The sequence below is a fragment of the Cellvibrio japonicus Ueda107 genome (assembly GCF_000019225.1).
GTDB classification, from domain to species: Bacteria; Pseudomonadota; Gammaproteobacteria; order Pseudomonadales; family Cellvibrionaceae; genus Cellvibrio; species Cellvibrio japonicus.
On sequence record NC_010995.1, the window covers coordinates 3,038,574 to 3,054,879 of the forward strand.

At 52.9% G+C, this 16,306-nt stretch carries 11 protein-coding genes; 7 read left to right on the plus strand and 4 right to left on the minus strand.

The window, feature by feature from the left end; all coding sequences use genetic code 11:
* Positions 1-6: 6 nt before the first annotated feature.
* Positions 7-3,228 carry an HD domain-containing phosphohydrolase gene (locus CJA_RS12535; RefSeq protein WP_012488194.1) on the minus strand — a complete coding sequence of 1,074 codons (3,222 nt, stop codon included), beginning with the start codon at positions 3,226-3,228 and terminating at the stop codon, positions 7-9.
* 165 nt (positions 3,229-3,393) lie between these two features.
* Here CJA_RS12535 and ydiJ point away from each other — a divergent pair, with 165 nt between their 5' ends.
* The 5 genes from ydiJ to CJA_RS19470 all read left to right on the plus strand — a co-directional run bounded on the left by ydiJ (position 3,394) and on the right by CJA_RS19470 (position 11,074).
* Positions 3,394-6,447, plus strand: a complete 3,054-nt coding sequence (gene ydiJ / locus CJA_RS12540; RefSeq protein ID WP_012488195.1) for a D-2-hydroxyglutarate dehydrogenase YdiJ — start codon at positions 3,394-3,396, stop codon at positions 6,445-6,447.
* A gap of 21 nt (positions 6,448-6,468) precedes the next feature.
* Positions 6,469-9,036, plus strand: a complete 2,568-nt coding sequence (locus CJA_RS12545) for a DUF349 domain-containing protein (RefSeq protein WP_012488196.1) — start codon at positions 6,469-6,471, stop codon at positions 9,034-9,036.
* Between the two features lie 494 nt (positions 9,037-9,530).
* The gene (locus tag CJA_RS12550; RefSeq protein WP_238526767.1) at positions 9,531-10,250 is read left to right on the plus strand and encodes a GntR family transcriptional regulator; all 720 of its coding nucleotides are present in this window, start codon (positions 9,531-9,533) and stop codon (positions 10,248-10,250) included.
* Positions 10,251-10,458: 208 nt separating this feature from the next.
* Complete coding sequence (locus CJA_RS12555; RefSeq protein WP_012488198.1) at positions 10,459-10,881, plus strand: hypothetical protein; 423 nt, start codon at positions 10,459-10,461, stop codon at positions 10,879-10,881.
* Positions 10,882-10,900: 19 nt separating this feature from the next.
* The gene (locus CJA_RS19470) at positions 10,901-11,074 is read left to right on the plus strand and encodes a hypothetical protein (protein WP_012488199.1); all 174 of its coding nucleotides are present in this window, start codon (positions 10,901-10,903) and stop codon (positions 11,072-11,074) included.
* A gap of 7 nt (positions 11,075-11,081) precedes the next feature.
* Here the strand turns inward: CJA_RS19470 and CJA_RS12560 are convergent, their stop codons facing one another.
* Genes CJA_RS12560 through CJA_RS12570 form a run of 3 tightly spaced genes read right to left on the minus strand, consistent with a single transcriptional unit; the run spans position 11,082 to position 13,572 of the window.
* Positions 11,082-11,858 (minus strand): ferredoxin--NADP reductase, encoded by a 777-nt coding sequence (locus CJA_RS12560; RefSeq protein ID WP_012488200.1) that lies wholly within the window; start codon positions 11,856-11,858, stop codon positions 11,082-11,084.
* 23 nt (positions 11,859-11,881) lie between these two features.
* Positions 11,882-12,826 carry an electron transfer flavoprotein subunit alpha/FixB family protein gene (locus tag CJA_RS12565; RefSeq protein WP_012488201.1) on the minus strand — a complete coding sequence of 315 codons (945 nt, stop codon included), beginning with the start codon at positions 12,824-12,826 and terminating at the stop codon, positions 11,882-11,884.
* Positions 12,823-13,572 (minus strand): electron transfer flavoprotein subunit beta/FixA family protein, encoded by a 750-nt coding sequence (locus tag CJA_RS12570; protein ID WP_012488202.1) that lies wholly within the window; start codon positions 13,570-13,572, stop codon positions 12,823-12,825. The genes CJA_RS12565 and CJA_RS12570 overlap by 4 nt, the downstream gene beginning before the upstream one ends.
* 110 nt (positions 13,573-13,682) lie before the next feature.
* On the opposite strand from CJA_RS12570, the gene CJA_RS12575 reads away from it, so the two are divergent.
* Positions 13,683-14,609 (plus strand): LysR family transcriptional regulator, encoded by a 927-nt coding sequence (locus tag CJA_RS12575; protein WP_012488203.1) that lies wholly within the window; start codon positions 13,683-13,685, stop codon positions 14,607-14,609.
* Positions 14,610-14,655: 46 nt separating this feature from the next.
* Positions 14,656-16,305 carry an electron transfer flavoprotein-ubiquinone oxidoreductase gene (locus CJA_RS12580; protein WP_041551509.1) on the plus strand — a complete coding sequence of 550 codons (1,650 nt, stop codon included), beginning with the start codon at positions 14,656-14,658 and terminating at the stop codon, positions 16,303-16,305.
* The last annotated feature ends 1 nt before the right edge of the window (position 16,306 follow it).

Here is a 16,306-nt window from a genome sequence, read left to right on the forward strand (position 1 = left end):
GCCAACTTACACCTGCGTCGGTGATGGCTGACGCAGGTAGCGCTCAATACTCACCTCATCAATTTGCCCTGCTGCCAGAAAACGCTCGGCATACTCGCGATAGATACCCGAGGTTAAAAAGAGTTCAAACAGATCCTGATCCATGTGTTGATCGAGCATCATTTTGTACATGATCTCGACCGATTCGCTCAAGGATTTGGCTTTCTTGTAAGGGCGATCCGCCGCTGTCAGGGCTTCAAAGATATCGGCAATCACTAAAATACGCTCTGGAATCGACAGGTCACTGGCACACAATTTTCGCGGATAACCTGTTCCCTTCATGGTTTCGTGATGGGTAGAGGCATAGCGCGGCACACGCTTTAATTCAGGAGGAAAGGGTAATTTTTCCAGCATGCGGATAGTGCCAATAATATGTTCGTTAATTTTAAAGCGATCCTCTGTTGTCAGGGTGCCGCGTGAAATCGAGAGGTTGTAGATTTCACCCAGGTTATAGAGGTACTCGGGCACCTCCATTTTGATTCCCCAGGATGGATCATGGGAAGCGGAGCGCTGGCGCGCGATCAAATGCTCGGGTTTATCGGCCAGTAAATGTTCAAGCGCTGGGACAGCCTGCGCAGGAATTGCTTTCAGGCGCAATTCCTCGACCGGTGATAAACCCAGGCGATCATCAAAATAACGGGTCCAGGTAATCTTGCCCAGTTCACTAATGCGCTGTTGCGCCTGATCACTCAAAAATTCCCCACCCACATTGCTATTGGCGATAAAACTGAAGTCTTCGCGCAAGCGCTGGCGCCTGTGTTGCAGCTCCGCCTGGTACTGTTCAGCCCGTGTTGGGTCAGCGGCCACCGCGTTGAGGCAATCAATTTCTGCATCGCGCCACAACACCTCAAAACGCATACGGATTTCATGGATGCGGTTATAAATGGTTTCCAGCTTGCTGCCTTTGTCGACGATATGTTCCGGCATTGTGATCTTGCCGCAGTCGTGCAACCAGGCGGCAATTTTAAATTCACGATAAGCTTCCTCGCTATCAAACCTAAAATGACTTAAGGCGCCTTCATTGGTGGCTGCCGCCTTATCCGCCAGCATCAATGCCAATATCGGCACCCGCTCACAATGTCCCCCGGTGTAAGGGGATTTTTCATCAATAGCCTCAGCAATTAATTCAATAAACGCATCCATCAATTGCTGCTGTGACTTTTCGTAATGTTGTATGGACTGGGACATATCTACCATCGCCCACAGCAATTCATCGATTTCCTTAAGCCTGCTGGGCCGGTATGTAATTTCCGCATAGCGACGCTCTTTGACGCGTATGCTTTTATCGTGCAACCGATTAATCGGACGCACAATCAACTCGGCCAATGACCAGGAGAATGGCAGGATCAACAACACACAACCCACCGTAATGAGCACCGACCAACGCACACGCAATAAACTATCCCCCAGCACCTTGGCGGCGGGAACCACGACCGCAAAATAATCACTGGCAGGGCTATCCGGATTTAACGGTTCTACATAGGCCAGGTGTTCAGTACCGGCTATCTCAAAGCTCAAGGGATGACGCCGCTGAGCGCCAGTACTGCCAACCACCCCCAGTAGGGGTTTGTAGGGTACGGTAATAAAACCATCGCCCGCATTATTCGCAGAGAGCAGCCATTTTTGTTGCAGGTGCGCCTTGCGTGTAGAGTCCATCGTGGCGATGGATTTTTCCAACAATTTACCCAGGGGCTGTAAATGCGGCGGCATTAACAGGCGAAATGCTTCAGGCAGTTCAGCCTTACCGGTATCAACAGACTCGATATAGACCAGGCCCTCAATAAAATATTGACTGGCGGTGTAGTGAAGCACGGCGAAACTATCCAGGGTTGCATAGGCCCGACCATCGCGCACTGCCTCAAGGGCCGCCCTGGGGCTGTTCACCTCCAGGATGGCAATATCGGGATAAGCCCGGTGAATGCTGTAGATGCTCGACCAGCCACGGGGAATCGCCAGGGTTTTCCCCCGTAGCGCCGCAAGGCTGACAGAGGTTGGCTGCGCCATCCCCTCTTCTGCGCGCAGCGCCAATGCCAGGGGTAAATGCACAATGGGTTCACTCAAATAGCCGCGCTCGCGATTGCGGACGTTATCCGCAATCGGTTGGACGATATCCAGTTGCCCCTGCTCGTAATTCGCCAGGATCTCCGCCCAGCTATAGCCATTAATAAAGTTGACCTCCACACCCAATCGCGCTGCCGCCAGGCGCAATAAGTCAATGGTATAACCGCGCGGCTGTCCGGCGACCGCAAAGTCGATAGGTGGCCAGTCCAATTGGTTGGAAATCTTGATAACGCCCAATTGGCTGAGATACTGCTGCTCCGCCGCAGACAACGGCAAGGGCGCCAATTCAGCGAGGCTGTGTTCCGTAGTGCCCAGGTGATTGGATGCCAGTATTTCGCCAGAGGCCTTGTAGAGATAAATCTCCCCTTCCCGACTCAGGGGTTGCCTGCGCAGGTAATCCGAGAGCGACTGCAGGGTAATGTCTATCCCCAGCACCACCTCGCTGTGGGGGAGGCGAATGGAATAGGTCTGCCCCGGTACCTGGGGGTAATGGAAGATATAGGGTTGGGTTTTGTTGACCTTGCCATGCTCTGCATCACTGTACCAGCGGCGTTGGCGGGCATCATATTGGCTGGGCTCCTGGCGCTGGCGCTGCCAGCGGAATCCGCTATCAAAATAATCCAGCTGGCGCATGCGCGTCCCCTGGACCTCCCCCACCCGGTTAACCACCCAGCGATCGCTGGCCGATGCCTTGAGGTATTCGCGCATCTCCGGGCTGCTATCCAGGTTGATTACCTCCAGGAAATCGCCATTGGCCAAACCGAGATAAATGCTGGAATAGAGTGGATTGTTGCGCATGACCTCGGCAAACAATTCAGCAATACTGGCATCCCTGGCTGGGTCGGGCAGCTGATCCACTGGCAGGTGTGGATAGCGCGACAAGATGCGGGTTGCCTGGGTGGTGCGGCGATCCATGATCTGGAAGAACTCACTGGTGTGGCGCGCCGCAACCTGGTAGCTGGCCACAGCGGCATCCATCGCCATGGAGCGACTGAAGTGATATTGGAGCCCTATAGCAATCCCCGCTGTAAACAGGGCCGCAAACAGCACCACACTCACTACCGGTATACGTACCGACAAGCGCAATTTTCTGTGCAACGTCAGGAAAGCTGTCAAATCCGGAACCATAAAGAATCCTTATAAGGCCAGTGAACTATATCCCCGGAAAAGCATAGGCTCACTGACTATAGGAGTATTTATCAGCTATGGATACCTTCGCAGCCAATAAAGGACTTTAGCAGCGCAAACGAGTAGAATGCCGCCCCTGTCATAGCTTTTAATTAATGATGTCCCATGATTCCACGCATTGACCAAACCTCCCCCGTCCAGGCCCTGTATCTGCGCTTTATTGAGGCTTTGCGCACCAGCGGTTTTAGCGGTGACCTTAACCCCGATTATGCCAACCGCACTGTTTTGGCCACCGATAACTCTATCTACCAGGTGTTACCCCAAGGGGTACTTTACCCACGTCATACTGAAGATTTGGTCACAATCACCCAACTCAGCCAACAGGCTGAGTTCCATTCCATCGTACTGAGCCCCCGCGGTGGTGGCACGGGTACGAATGGCCAGTCACTCACCGATGGCCTGGTGGTAGATACCTCCAAGTACATGAACCAGATTCTTGAACTGAATGTGGAAGAGCGCTGGGTGCGGGTGCAATGCGGGGTGGTAAAGGACCAGTTAAATGCCGCTATCCAACCCCATGGGCTGTTTTTTGCCCCGGAGCTGTCAACCAGTAACCGGGCCACCATTGGCGGTATGATCAATACTGACGCCTCAGGCCAGGGCTCCTGTCGCTACGGTAAAACCCGCGACCATGTGCTGGAACTCACCACGGTATTACTGGATGGCAGTGTCTGGACGTCCAGGGCTATCGACGAGGGAGAGCTGGAATCGCTTTGGCGTCGCGCTGACCGCGTGGGAGAAGTCCATCGCATCATCGATGCTATCCAGCGCGAACACCACGCGCTTATCCGGCAAAAGTTTCCCAGGTTAAACCGCTGCCTTACCGGATATGACCTGGCTCATATCCGCGACCATGAAGGTCGCTTTAACCTCAACAATATTTTGTGCGGCAGTGAAGGTACGCTCGGGTTTATCACCGAGGCCAAAATCAACCTGCTACCTATCCCTAAATGCAGCGCACTGATTAACGTTAACTACCGCGATTTCAACGCCGCCCTGCGCGATGCCACAGCATTAATGAAGGCGAATCCAACCTCCATTGAAACGGTGGATTCCAAAGTGCTCAACCTGGCGATGAACGATATCGTCTGGCACAGCGTATCTGAATTCTTCCCTGCACCGGAGAGCGAGGAAAAAATCCAGGGCATTAACCTGGTGGAATACACCGCCGACTCCGAAGAAGCCCTGCGCGACGAGATCAAACGCCTGACCGACCTGCTCGACCAACAGGCGTCACAGGCAGAGACCGGTCGCATCAGTTACTCCCTGGCCTGGGGCAGTAGTGCCGTGAATAAAATCTGGGGAATGCGCAAAAAAGCTGTGGGCCTGCTCGGTAATGTGGAGGGCGAAATTCGCCCGGTACCCTTTGTGGAAGACACCGCTGTACCGCCGGAAAACCTCGCGGATTTTATCCTGGAGTTCCGCGCGATCCTCGATGAACACCAATTGATGTATGGCATGTTCGGCCATGTTGACGCCGGTGTATTGCACGTGCGCCCGGCGCTGGATATGAAAGATCCACAACAGGAAAAAATGGTGCGCGTCATCACCGATAAGGTGGTCGCACTCACCCAAAAATACAATGGTCTCTTGTGGGGTGAACATGGCAAAGGGGTTCGCTCGGAATACGCACCGGCCTTCTTCGGCGAACTCTATCCGCAAATCCAGCGTATCAAGGCCGCCTTTGATCCGCGTAACCAGTTAAACCCCGGCAAAATTGCCACGCCCGCTGCCAATATAGAATTATTAAAAATTGACGGTGTTCCTACCAGAGGCCAACAGGATCGCAAAATTCCGCTGCAGGTCTGGGAGGGCTATAGCGAAGGTGTGCACTGTAACGGCAACGGCCTCTGTTACAACTGGAATCCCAACGACGCCATGTGCCCCAGTTGGAAAGGTACACGCGAGCGCAAGCACTCACCCAAAGGCCGTGCATCCCTGATGCGTGAATGGCTCAAGCAGATGAGCGAGCGCGGCGTAAACCCCATCGCCGAAAGCAAAAAATTGAAACGCGCCAGTTTCCTGTTCAGCCTGCCATCACGGGTTCTCAACACCCTGGGCAAACGCCGCGGCGATTACGACTTCTCCCATGAGGTGCATGAGTCCATGATGGGTTGCCTCGCCTGCAAATCCTGCGTTGGCCAATGCCCGATCAAAGTGGATGTACCGGAGTTTCGCGCCAAATTCCTTGAGCTTTACTACAGCCGCTACCTGCGTCCGTTTAAGGACTATTTTATCGGTGGCCTGGAGTACATGATCCCTACCCTGGCCAAATTGCCCTGGCTGTATAACCTCACCATGAAGCCGCAATTCATGCAGACCTTCATGGCGCGCGTTATCGGTATGGTCGATAGCCCGCTGCTGACCGGGATCAGCCTGCACAAGGCAACGGAAAAGCTCGGTGTACCCTATGCAACCCTGGAAAATATTGCCCAGTTAAGTGCCGAAGAAAAAGCCCGTGCCGTTATCCTGGTACAGGATGCCTTCACCAGCTACTTTGAAACAGCGCTGGTCATAGACACACTCAGTTTGCTGAAAAAACTGGGGTTTGTGCCGTTGCTGGCCCCCTTCAAACCTAACGGGAAACCCTTGCAGGTCCATGGTTTTCTCAAGGCCTTTGCCAAGGCGGCAGATACCAATGCCACCCAACTGAATGGCTTGGCCTCTTCGGGAATTTCGCTGGTGGGTATAGAGCCGGCCATGACCCTTGCCTATCGTGCCGAATACAAAAAAGTCCTGGGCGACAACGCGCCCAAGGTTTTGTTACTGCAAGAATGGCTGGCCAGGCAAAACGACATACTGGCCCATAAAAAAGCCGACTTCCGCAAAGCTGATTTCTCGCTCCTGGCCCACTGTACAGAAAAAACCAATGCTGTGAGTTCGATCAAAGACTGGCAGTCGGTTTTCTCTACACTCGGCCAATCGCTAAAAGTGATCGATACCGGCTGTTGTGGTATGGCAGGTACCTACGGTCACGAGACAACCAACCTGGACACCTCCAAAAAGATTTATGCACTCTCCTGGTCTCAGGTAGTGAACGAACCCGCAAACGCGGGCAAGCTCACCGCTACCGGCTACTCCTGTCGCAGCCAGGCCAAGCGCATCGATCAGGTAAAACTGCCGCACCCTGTACAGGTCCTCTTACAACAATCGCTCTAATAACGCAGATGCTCTGAGACTATGAAACTATTACGCAAACTCTTTGGCACAAAACACAAGGTCGCCCCCGTAAAACCAGCTCCGTTGCCTGTGGCGGAAGTCAAACCGCCCAAGCCGGTGATCACCCTGGATGTGGTAGAGCAAACCCATGATGAAAACGAGTTGCTGAAACTTGCCAGCGAAGGTGCAACCAGCCAGTTGCGCCAGGCGGCGGCGGAAAAAATCCAGCAGCGCGAACGGCTCGAACAGTTGGCCAAGACAGCCAAAACCAAAGACAAAAATGTCTTCCGGATCGTCAAGGCCAAGCTGGATATCTTCCGCGCCGACGATGCCCGGCAAGCCGAGTTCGAAACCAGTGCCCTGCGCCTGTGTGAAAAACTGGAAAAACATGCGTACCTGGAAGCCGATGCCCTGTTCAAGGCCAGGCTGGCAATCCTGCAGCAGGAGTGGGAACTCCTGGCCGCCCAGGTGAGCGAAACGCTAACAGCCCGCTACCAAGCGGCCCTGGCGGTTTGTGAAGCCAAAATCCAGGCCCAGGCCGACGCCATCGCAGCAGAAGAAGAGCGCATCACCCTGGATCAGCAGGCGCGCGAACTGGCCAGCTCCGCGGTCGACAACCTCCAGCAGCTGGGACGCGAGCTACTGGCAAAAGCCCATATCGGCGACGATGAATTCACCGCATTTAACCTCAAGGTTCAGGAACTCGGCCAGGCCATGCGCCTGGCCGCCAATCGCGCTATTCCTTTGGATGACCTCAACAAAAGTTTTGAACAAGGCAAGCAACAATTATTAAACCTGCTCGACCAAATCAAAACCTCTGGCACCCTGACGCAATTATCGGAACAAATTGCACAGGCCGATAACTCAGAAACCGCACAAAAGCTGCGCGCCAAATTCAATCAGCAATTAAACCAGGCCAAACAGCTGGTGGCCGACCTGCCCGAGTTAATTACCGCAGCCAAGGCACGTGTTGATGATTGGTTCGCTGGCTGGAATACCAAAGAGCAAGCGGCCAGGGACGCCTTGCGTCACTACAGCGAATTAACCCGCAAGGGTCTATGGGCGGCAGAGCAAGGTTTTGTGCGCAAAGCGCGCGGTATTCACAAGGAGCTTCAGGAAAAACAGGCGCAGTTGGGCGAACTGCCTAAGCTACTGCAAGCCAAATGGGAAGAATTTGAAACACAATTGCACAAGTTGGGCGACTGGCACGAATTTGCTGTAACTCCGAAAAAAGAAGCGCTGATCGAACAGATGCAATCGCTTATTGGCAGCAAAATGGCACCGGAAGACCTGGCCAGCAAAATCCATGACCTGCAAGACAGTTGGAAAGAAGTCAGCCGTGGCGGCCAACAGCAGGATGATGATCTCTGGCAACAATTCCAGCAGGCATCTGCCCAAGCCTATGCCCCCTGTAAGGAATTTTTTGAAGCCCAGGCGACTGCTCGTGACAATAACCTGAGCAAGCGCCGTGAGCTGGTCAGCCAACTGCAAACCTACCTGGCCGATTACGACTGGGACAATGCGCTCTGGAAAGACGTTGAACAAACCCTCAAAGTTGCACGCCAGGAATGGCAGACCTATTGGCCTGTACCACGCAAGGCCGGCAACGACATCCAGAAAGAATTCGAAAACCTGATGGAACAATTATTCGGCAAAATTACCGCCGAGCTCGACCGCAACAAGCAAGCCAAGCAACACCTGATTGAGCAAGCCAGGCAATTAATTGCGTCTGACGACCTGCGCACGGCGACCGAGCAGGCCAAACAATTGCAAGCGAAATGGAAAACCATTGGTAAAAGCTGGCATAAGGAAGATCAGCAACTCTGGCAGGAATTCCGCCAGCAGTGCGATGCACTCTTCGCCCGCCGCAACCAGGAAGCTGACGCTGCCCGCCAACAGCGCCAGGCACAAGTTGAGCAGGCCAAAGAATTGATTGGCAAATTGAAAGGCTATGCCGGTTTAGCCTTAACAGAATTGGATGCAGCCAAGGCAGAAATAGAAGCGACCAAACTCGCGTTTGATAACCTGAGTTTGCCGCGTGAATCGGCAAAAGCCCTGAGTGAACAACTGCAAGCCGCCCTGGCAGCGATCAGCAGCACTCGCCAATCAGCGCGCGTGCAGGCAGAAAACCAGCGCTGGCAGGACCTGTTTGGTGCAGCCGAAGCCATTCGCCAGTATGAATTGGCCCTGATTGCCGCCAGTGATGATCAAGCCGTCACGGTTATCGCCGCCAAGGCAGCCGCGGAAGAATACCTGAACAACACCAGTCGCTGGCCAACAGGTACCCTGCCCCTGTTGCAACAGCGCCTGGCCAAGGCACCAACCCTGGAGGCGACTGGCGAAGCCGAGCGCGCACAACAATTGCGCCTGTTGTGTATCCGCGCTGAAATCCTGACCGGAAAACCCACCCCTGAAAGTGATAAAGCCTTGCGCATGAATTACCAGGTACAACAAATGCAACAAGCATTTGGCCAGAGGGATAGCCAAATTGAAGCCCTGGTCCAGGAATGGATTATGGTTGGTGGGGTTTCCAATCCGGATTACCCGGCCTTGTTGGCGCGGTTCCAGGACAGTCGTGCATCGGCTTGATAACACAGCCTGCACAGCATAAAAAAAGCGAGCACAAGGCTCGCTTTTTTTATGGCTGACGTTCGGACAGGCGCAATAACGAGTAAATTCAACGTAAAAAAATGGCGGAATAGAATTCCGCCAGAAAGGTCAAACACCCGTTTTGTTGGCGTCTGTAACAAGTCGCCATAAACACTGATAGACTATCAGCTTTACAACTTGGATACTAGTATTTCATAAGCACCCCGCAGCGCAACATGGTTATAGTTAATTTAACCATTAAACTATTTTTACTAATAATCAGCCATGGGTTAGTATGGCGCCTATCGCCACTGAGATGGCGAGCAAAAGCGGGGGTCGGATCATCCAACCCCATGGATGATGATCCCAATATAAGATTTATCTGTGCAGCAGGCTCACTCGACAGCGACTCAAACCGCTGTTTCACCACAGGTAAATCACTACTAACAGCCTGACCGCTGGTTTAGCAGTGATTAAAAAACAGGAGATACAACGTGGCTAAACAGCCCAAGATTTTGATGCGTCCTGAGTCCAAGGAAATATCCTACGATCGCCCGGCCGCCGGACAGATCCTTAATTTCATCCGCGATGCCATTGTGAGTATGGAATTACTGCCAGGTCAGATGATCTCGGAAACAGCCCTGGCACAGCAATTCGGCGTCAGCCGCACCCCTGTCCGCGAAGCCCTGATCCAGCTCTCCAATATCGGCTTTGTGGAAGTATTGCCCCAACGTGGCACCTATGTCTCCAAGTTCAGCATGGATAAAATCCTGCAGGCGCGTTTTATCCGCGAAGCCCTGGAGGTTGCCGTCGTCAGCCACCTGGCATCGGGTATCAGTGAAGATTTACGGCAGGAAGTTGTAGAGGCCTGCGAAAAAATTATTGCAGACCAGAAGCTTGCCGCTGCTGACGATGATCCTATCGCGTTTCAACACCTGGATGACGACTTCCACCAAACCATGGCGAACTACACCCAGTACCCGCGGGTCGCCACCCTGATTGAAGCAGAAAAGGCACATATGGATCGCGTGCGCAGCCTCAGCCTGCATGTCAGCGGCCAATACAAGCGCGTATTGAATCAACACGCGGCGATTGTAAAAGCCATCAAATCCGGTTCAGCGGAAAAGGCGGCCGCCGCTATGAGTGTCCATATGAAGGATGTCTACAATATCCTGGAGGTTATTCCCCAGGAACATCCGGAATATTTTGTATAGGTAACGCCAGCCACCCATTAAAAAACGCAGCGTAAGGCTGCGTTTTTTATAGCAATAACTCATCAAACACCAGGGCTCAAATAGCTGCCAATTTACCGGGCCGGTGCTCCTCGGGTAAGGGGCTGGCAAATGCAACAGATTAGTGCCATCCTCGCCCCTGTCCGATAACAGCCATCGATTCACATGAACCCGTCTACAGGAGTTGACCATGAGTTCTGGAAATTCACATACCCGCATTATCAGTAGCAATCGGGAGGAGAGCTTGCGCCTCGCCTATCGCCAGCACAGCGCCACCCTGCGCGCCTGGTTTGTGGCTTTTGGTGTGGCGTTCCCTTTATTTCTGGCAAGTAATGATCGTATCTGGGACGACTTTTCCGCCCATGAAAATGCCACCTGTACTGCTATCCTGTTTTTTGCCGGTGTTATCCTGCAAGTGGTACTGGCGATTATTGATAAATACACCGATCTCTTTTGTCTAAGTGCGTCCATGGGTCTCAGGAATGCCGACGAATGGGCAGTTAAAATGGGCTGCCTATGGCTTCACTACGACTGGCCCAGTATCCTGGGAGATGTGATTACGCTCCTGCTATTTATCTATGCGGGGTATAACACGATCAACATTCTGCTATAAACCAACCGGGGTTTACTTTATGAAAATCAAAGAGGAAAAACGCAATGGCCATGCCTTCCACCCGATTATGCGCAAGGGTGGCGTGCATGAAAAATCCAACAAGGCCAAGCGCCGGGCGACACGCCAGGACACGGTACGCCAAAGCCGGGAGTGGCGTGACCACTCTCCGGCAAAACCTGCTTGTGCCGCCTGACAAAACGCTATTTTTCTACAAACGCACGTTCAATCACATAGTCCCCGGCAATACCAATGCGCGGCGAGATAACAAAGCCAGCCTTATCCAAAATCCCACAGGTATCATCCAGCATCTGTGGACTACCGCACAACATGGCCCGATCAGTTTCCGGATTCAGTGGTGGCAAACCTATATCACGCAGTAATTTTCCACTGGCCAGTAGATCGGTAAGTCGTCCCTGGTGATAAAAATCTTCACGGGTTACGGTCGGGTAATAAATCAGCTTATTGCGCACTTCTTCCCCCAGGAATTCATGGTTGGGCAGATCCTTGGTAATAAAGTCGCGATACGCCAAGTCATTTACCTGGCGCACACCGTGAACCAGGATAATCTTTTCAAATTTTTCATAGGCCTCCGGGTCCTGGATCAAGCTGATAAAAGGCGCCAAGCCTGTACCTGTAGACAGCAAAAACAAATGCTTGCCCGGCTTGAGGTCGGACAACAACAGGGTACCCGTCGGTTTGCGCCCTACGAATATCTCATCGCCGACTTTTATGTGCTGCAATATGGAGGTTAAGGGCCCATTGGGAACCTTGATACTGAAAAACTCCAGGTGCTCTTCGTAGTTGGGGCTGGCAATGCTGTATGCCCGCAACAAAGGCTTTTCATGCTGGTGCAGGCCAATCATGACAAACTGCCCATTCTCAAAGCGAAACGATTCATCGCGGGTGGTGGTAAAACTAAACAAGCTGTCATTCCAGTGAGTCACTGACAATACTTTTTGGGTATTAAACGCACTCATACGGGGTTTTCCTGCCAAGGGGTTTAATGTGCAGTAGCACGCTCTTTTAACGCCGTCTGCAATTCCGGTAAGGCAGTAAATAAATCTGCCACCAGGCCATAGTCTGCATAGTGAAAAATAGGCGCATTGGGATCGTGATTAATGGCGACCACCAGTTTGCTGTCTTTAATTCCTGCTATGTGTTGCACAGCCCCGGATACTCCCACGGCAATATAAAGGTCAGGGGCAATCACAGTGCCGGTCTGCCCGACTTGCAAATCGTTTGGTGCAAAACCGGCATCCACACAAGCACGGGTTGCCCCTATGGCGGCTCCCAATTGCCCGGCTATGGGAGCCAGCAGTCGCTCGAAGTCATCCCCCAGGCTGCGGCCACCGCTAATCACAACCCGCGCTGATGCCAACTCCGGACGATCTGAATGATGAATGTCATCGCTTATCCAGTGACTGATTGCGCGTGACCGGGGAACAGGCAAGGTAACAATATCGGCATGGCCGTCACCGTGAACCGGCTTGAAGCTGGTCGTACGCACACTGATAATTTGCCGGGATTGGAGATTCTCTATTTGCGAAAAAATATTGCCGGCATATTCAGGGCGAATATAGGTTGCAGGTCCACTGATGTCGATAACATCCATAATGGGTGCAATATCGAGGCGCGCTGCGATTCCGGGCAATACACTTTTACCCAGCACACTGTGGGCACCCAGTATGACCGAATATTCACGGGCAATTTCCAAAACCAGATCTTGTACATCTTCAACCAAGGGGTGGGCAAGATGCTCGGCACTGGCCAATATGATCCTGGCCACGCCAGACAAGCTGGCCGCTTCACGAGCCATCTCATCCACCTGGTTGCCGTACACCAATACATCAATCGGCTGGTTCCAGCGGCTGGCCGCACCGATCAGTTGGGCCATAAAACTTTTTAACTGTTTGCCGTCATGTTCGGCCAGGACTAACACGCTCATTGCAATACCTCCTGCTCATCCAGGACTTTTACCAATTCAGCAACACTGCCCAGCTGCCTCGCCCCCGGTTTTGCGGCTGGCTCTGCTGATTTGATGACACGAAAGCGCGGCGCAATATCTACGCCCAACTCTGCCACCCCCAGCGTCTCGATATTTTTCTTCTTGGCCATCATCAAGTTAGGTAACTTGATAAAACGCGGTTCATTCAGGCGCAAATCCGAGGTCACCACAGCAGGCAACTGCAATTCAATTGTCTGGGTGCCCTTTTCAATTTCACGCGTAACCCTGACCACATTGCCATCCAATTCTATTCGAGAAGCAAATGTTCCCAATCCAACGCCCAACAAGGCCGCCAACATCTGGCCAGTCTGGCCGTAATCCTCACCAACGGCCTGTTTACCCACAAAGATCAGTCCGGGTTGTTCACGCTCCACCATCACACGGAGGATCTTGGCGACTGCCAGGGGTTGCAGAGGCGACGCTGTTTCAACCAACAGGGCGCGATCAGCACCCATGGCATAGGCGTGACGCAAACTGTCCTTTGCATCCGGCCCACCAATCGAAACCGCCAGGATGTCGGACACCAGGCCGCGCTCTTTCAAACGCACCGCTTCTTCCAGGGAGATTTCATCAAAAGGATTCATAGCCCGCCTGGCCTGGCTGAGATCAACCAGGCCAGATGCCGGATCGACCAGGGGCTTCAGGTTGTGATCCACCGTATGCTTAACCGCCACCAACACTTTCATCGCGGGCCTCCATTGATAAGCCACTCATTTTGAACTTGTGGATCATTCTATTTAGCGCTAGCATATTTGTTAAATAGATTATTTATATTTTTTATATACAAAAAACAGATATGAGATACACATTACGCCAATTAGAGATATTCGTTGCCATTGCCCAGCTCGGCAGTGTCTCCCGCGCTGCCGAGCAGATTGCCATATCGCAATCAGCCGCCAGTACGGCGCTTGCCGAGCTGGAGCGTCAATTTGACTGCCAGCTTTTCGACCGTCACGGTAAGTTATTGATTTTGAACGCCTTGGGCAGGAGCTTACTGTCTGCGGCGAGCAGCCTGTTGAGCCAGGCACAGGAAATAGAACAGCTGCTGGAGGGAAAAACGGCGCTGGGTAACCTGAAAGTGGGGGCTACCCTGACCATCGGCAACTACCTGGCGATACTGATTATTAGCGAGTTCATGCAACACCATGCGGAGTGCCATATCGACCTGCAGGTAAAAAATACCAAGCACATACTGCAACAGATCGCCAGCTATGAGCTGGACCTGGGGTTAATTGAAGGCAGTTGCCATCATCCCGAACTGGTTGCCGAGCCCTGGCTGGATGATGAGCTCGCCGTGTTTTGCGCTCCGGGGCACCCACTGGCCAATAGGGCTGAGCCCCATATCGAAGACCTTGTTGCCGCTACCTGGATCCTGCGCGAACAGGGATCCGGTACGCGGGAGACCTTCGATCATGCCATGCGCCATCACGCTTCTGCATTAAAGGTGCGCCTTGAACTGGAACATACCGAAGCCATTAAGCGCGCGGTGGAATCCGGTTTGGGGATAGGGTGTATTTCACGCCTGGCCTTACGCGATGCCGTCCGTCGCGGCAGCCTGGTCGAAATCAAAACCCCCATGCTGGATTTGCAGCGACAATTCATGTTTGTCTGGCACAAAAACCGCTACCAGACACCTGCCATGATTGGTTTCCTGGACTATTGCCGTTCACTGACAGGCCACCTGAAAACCGGTGATGATCTTTTGTTGCCGGCCACGACCTGATTCCCACAACACCTGTTACTTACCACCAACCCCGGTTGAGATAGCTATGACACAGCGCGATCAGATGGAATACGATGTTGTGATTGTCGGTGCTGGCCCCGCAGGACTCTCTGCCGCAATTCACCTTAAGCAGTTAGCCGCACAACACGCGCGTAAAATCAGCGTCTGTGTATTGGAAAAAGGGGCGGAGATAGGTGCACATATTGTCTCTGGTGCGGTGATAGACCCCATTGCATTGAATGAATTGATTCCCGACTGGAAGGAAAAACAGGCTCCAGTGACCAACCGGGTTACACAAGACCATTTTTGGTGGCTCGGTGAAACAGCGCAATTTCAATTTCCATCGACCCTGCTCCCTCCCCTGATGCACAACCAGGGTAACTACATTATTAGCCTGGGGAAATTATGTCGCTGGCTCGGCACCCAGGCAGAAAACCTGGGCGTGGATTTATTTCCCGGCTTTAACGCCAGGGAAATACTCTACGGCGACGACGGCAGCGTAAACGGTGTAATCACCGGCGATATGGGCATCGCGCGCGATGGCAGTCATAAGCACACCTTTTCTGCCGGTATCGAACTGCATGCGCGCTACACCCTGATAGCGGAAGGCACCCGTGGCTCCCTGACAAAATCCCTGGAGCAGGCATTCAATTTGCGCGAACACAGCGGCCCGCAAAAATACGGATTGGGTTTCAAGGAGATCTGGCAGGTTAACCCGGAGCGGCATCAACAAGGTTGTGTTATTCACACCCTGGGCTGGCCACTCAATAACGACACAGGTGGCGGCGGGTTTATTTATCACCTGGAAGACAACAGGGTAGCCATAGGGTTTGTGGTACACCTGGATTATCCCAACCCTTACCTCAATCCCTTTGAGGAGTTTCAGCGCTTTAAAAGTCATCCCGCTATTCGCCCCCTGCTCGAAAACGGGCAGCGCCTTGGTTATGGTGCGCGCACGATTAACGAAGGCGGTATCCAGTCCCTGCCCTCATTGATATTCCCCGGTGGCGCACTGATCGGATGTTCTGCCGGGTTTGTTAACTTAGCGCGAATTAAGGGCACCCATAACGCGATTAAATCCGGCATGCTTGCCGCAGAATCCATTATGGAAACCCTGGCCGACCAGCAGGCTCCCTTGCTGCACAGTTATCCGGAAAAACTCCGGGCCTCCTGGTTATGGCAGGACCTTTATAAGGTACGCAACGTAAAGCCGGCGCTTTCAACCTGGGGGACAATCGGCGGACTCCTCTATGCGGGAACAGATATGTGGCTGCATACGCTAGGCTTGCGCCTGCCCTGGACGCTCAAACATAAAAAGGCAGACCATGAAAGCCTGGTAACAGCAACCAAGGCAGAGCCAATCCACTATCCCGCACCCGACAGGAAAGTTACATTTGATCGCCCATCGTCGCTTTACTTGTCCAATATCCACCACGAAGAAGATCAGCCCATTCATTTAACATTGGCCGACCCCGAGCTTCCCATTGCGTATAATCTTGCACACTATGCCGCACCGGAACAGCGTTATTGCCCGGCGGGTGTCTATGAAATTATCCAGAAAGACCACCAGGATTTCTTGCACATCAATGCCGCCAATTGCATCCATTGCAAAGCCTGCGATATCAAGGACCCCTTGCAAAATATCACCTGGGTTCCCCCCGAGGGAGGCAGCGGCCCCTTCTATGACGCCATGTAAC

Bases quoted from the DNA above. Each gene is read 5' to 3' on its own strand.
- CJA_RS12535 (WP_012488194.1), bottom strand. From the start codon at position 3,228: ATGGTTCCGGATTTGACAGCTTTCCTGACGTTGCACAGAAAATTGCGC.
- ydiJ (WP_012488195.1), top strand. From the start codon at position 3,394: ATGATTCCACGCATTGACCAAACCTCCCCCGTCCAGGCCCTGTATCTG.
- CJA_RS12545 (WP_012488196.1), top strand. From the start codon at position 6,469: ATGAAACTATTACGCAAACTCTTTGGCACAAAACACAAGGTCGCCCCC.
- CJA_RS12555 (WP_012488198.1), top strand. From the start codon at position 10,459: ATGAGTTCTGGAAATTCACATACCCGCATTATCAGTAGCAATCGGGAG.
- CJA_RS19470 (WP_012488199.1), top strand. From the start codon at position 10,901: ATGAAAATCAAAGAGGAAAAACGCAATGGCCATGCCTTCCACCCGATT.
- CJA_RS12560 (WP_012488200.1), bottom strand. From the start codon at position 11,858: ATGAGTGCGTTTAATACCCAAAAAGTATTGTCAGTGACTCACTGGAAT.
- CJA_RS12565 (WP_012488201.1), bottom strand. From the start codon at position 12,826: ATGAGCGTGTTAGTCCTGGCCGAACATGACGGCAAACAGTTAAAAAGT.
- CJA_RS12570 (WP_012488202.1), bottom strand. From the start codon at position 13,572: ATGAAAGTGTTGGTGGCGGTTAAGCATACGGTGGATCACAACCTGAAG.
- CJA_RS12575 (WP_012488203.1), top strand. From the start codon at position 13,683: ATGAGATACACATTACGCCAATTAGAGATATTCGTTGCCATTGCCCAG.
- CJA_RS12580 (WP_041551509.1), top strand. From the start codon at position 14,656: ATGACACAGCGCGATCAGATGGAATACGATGTTGTGATTGTCGGTGCT.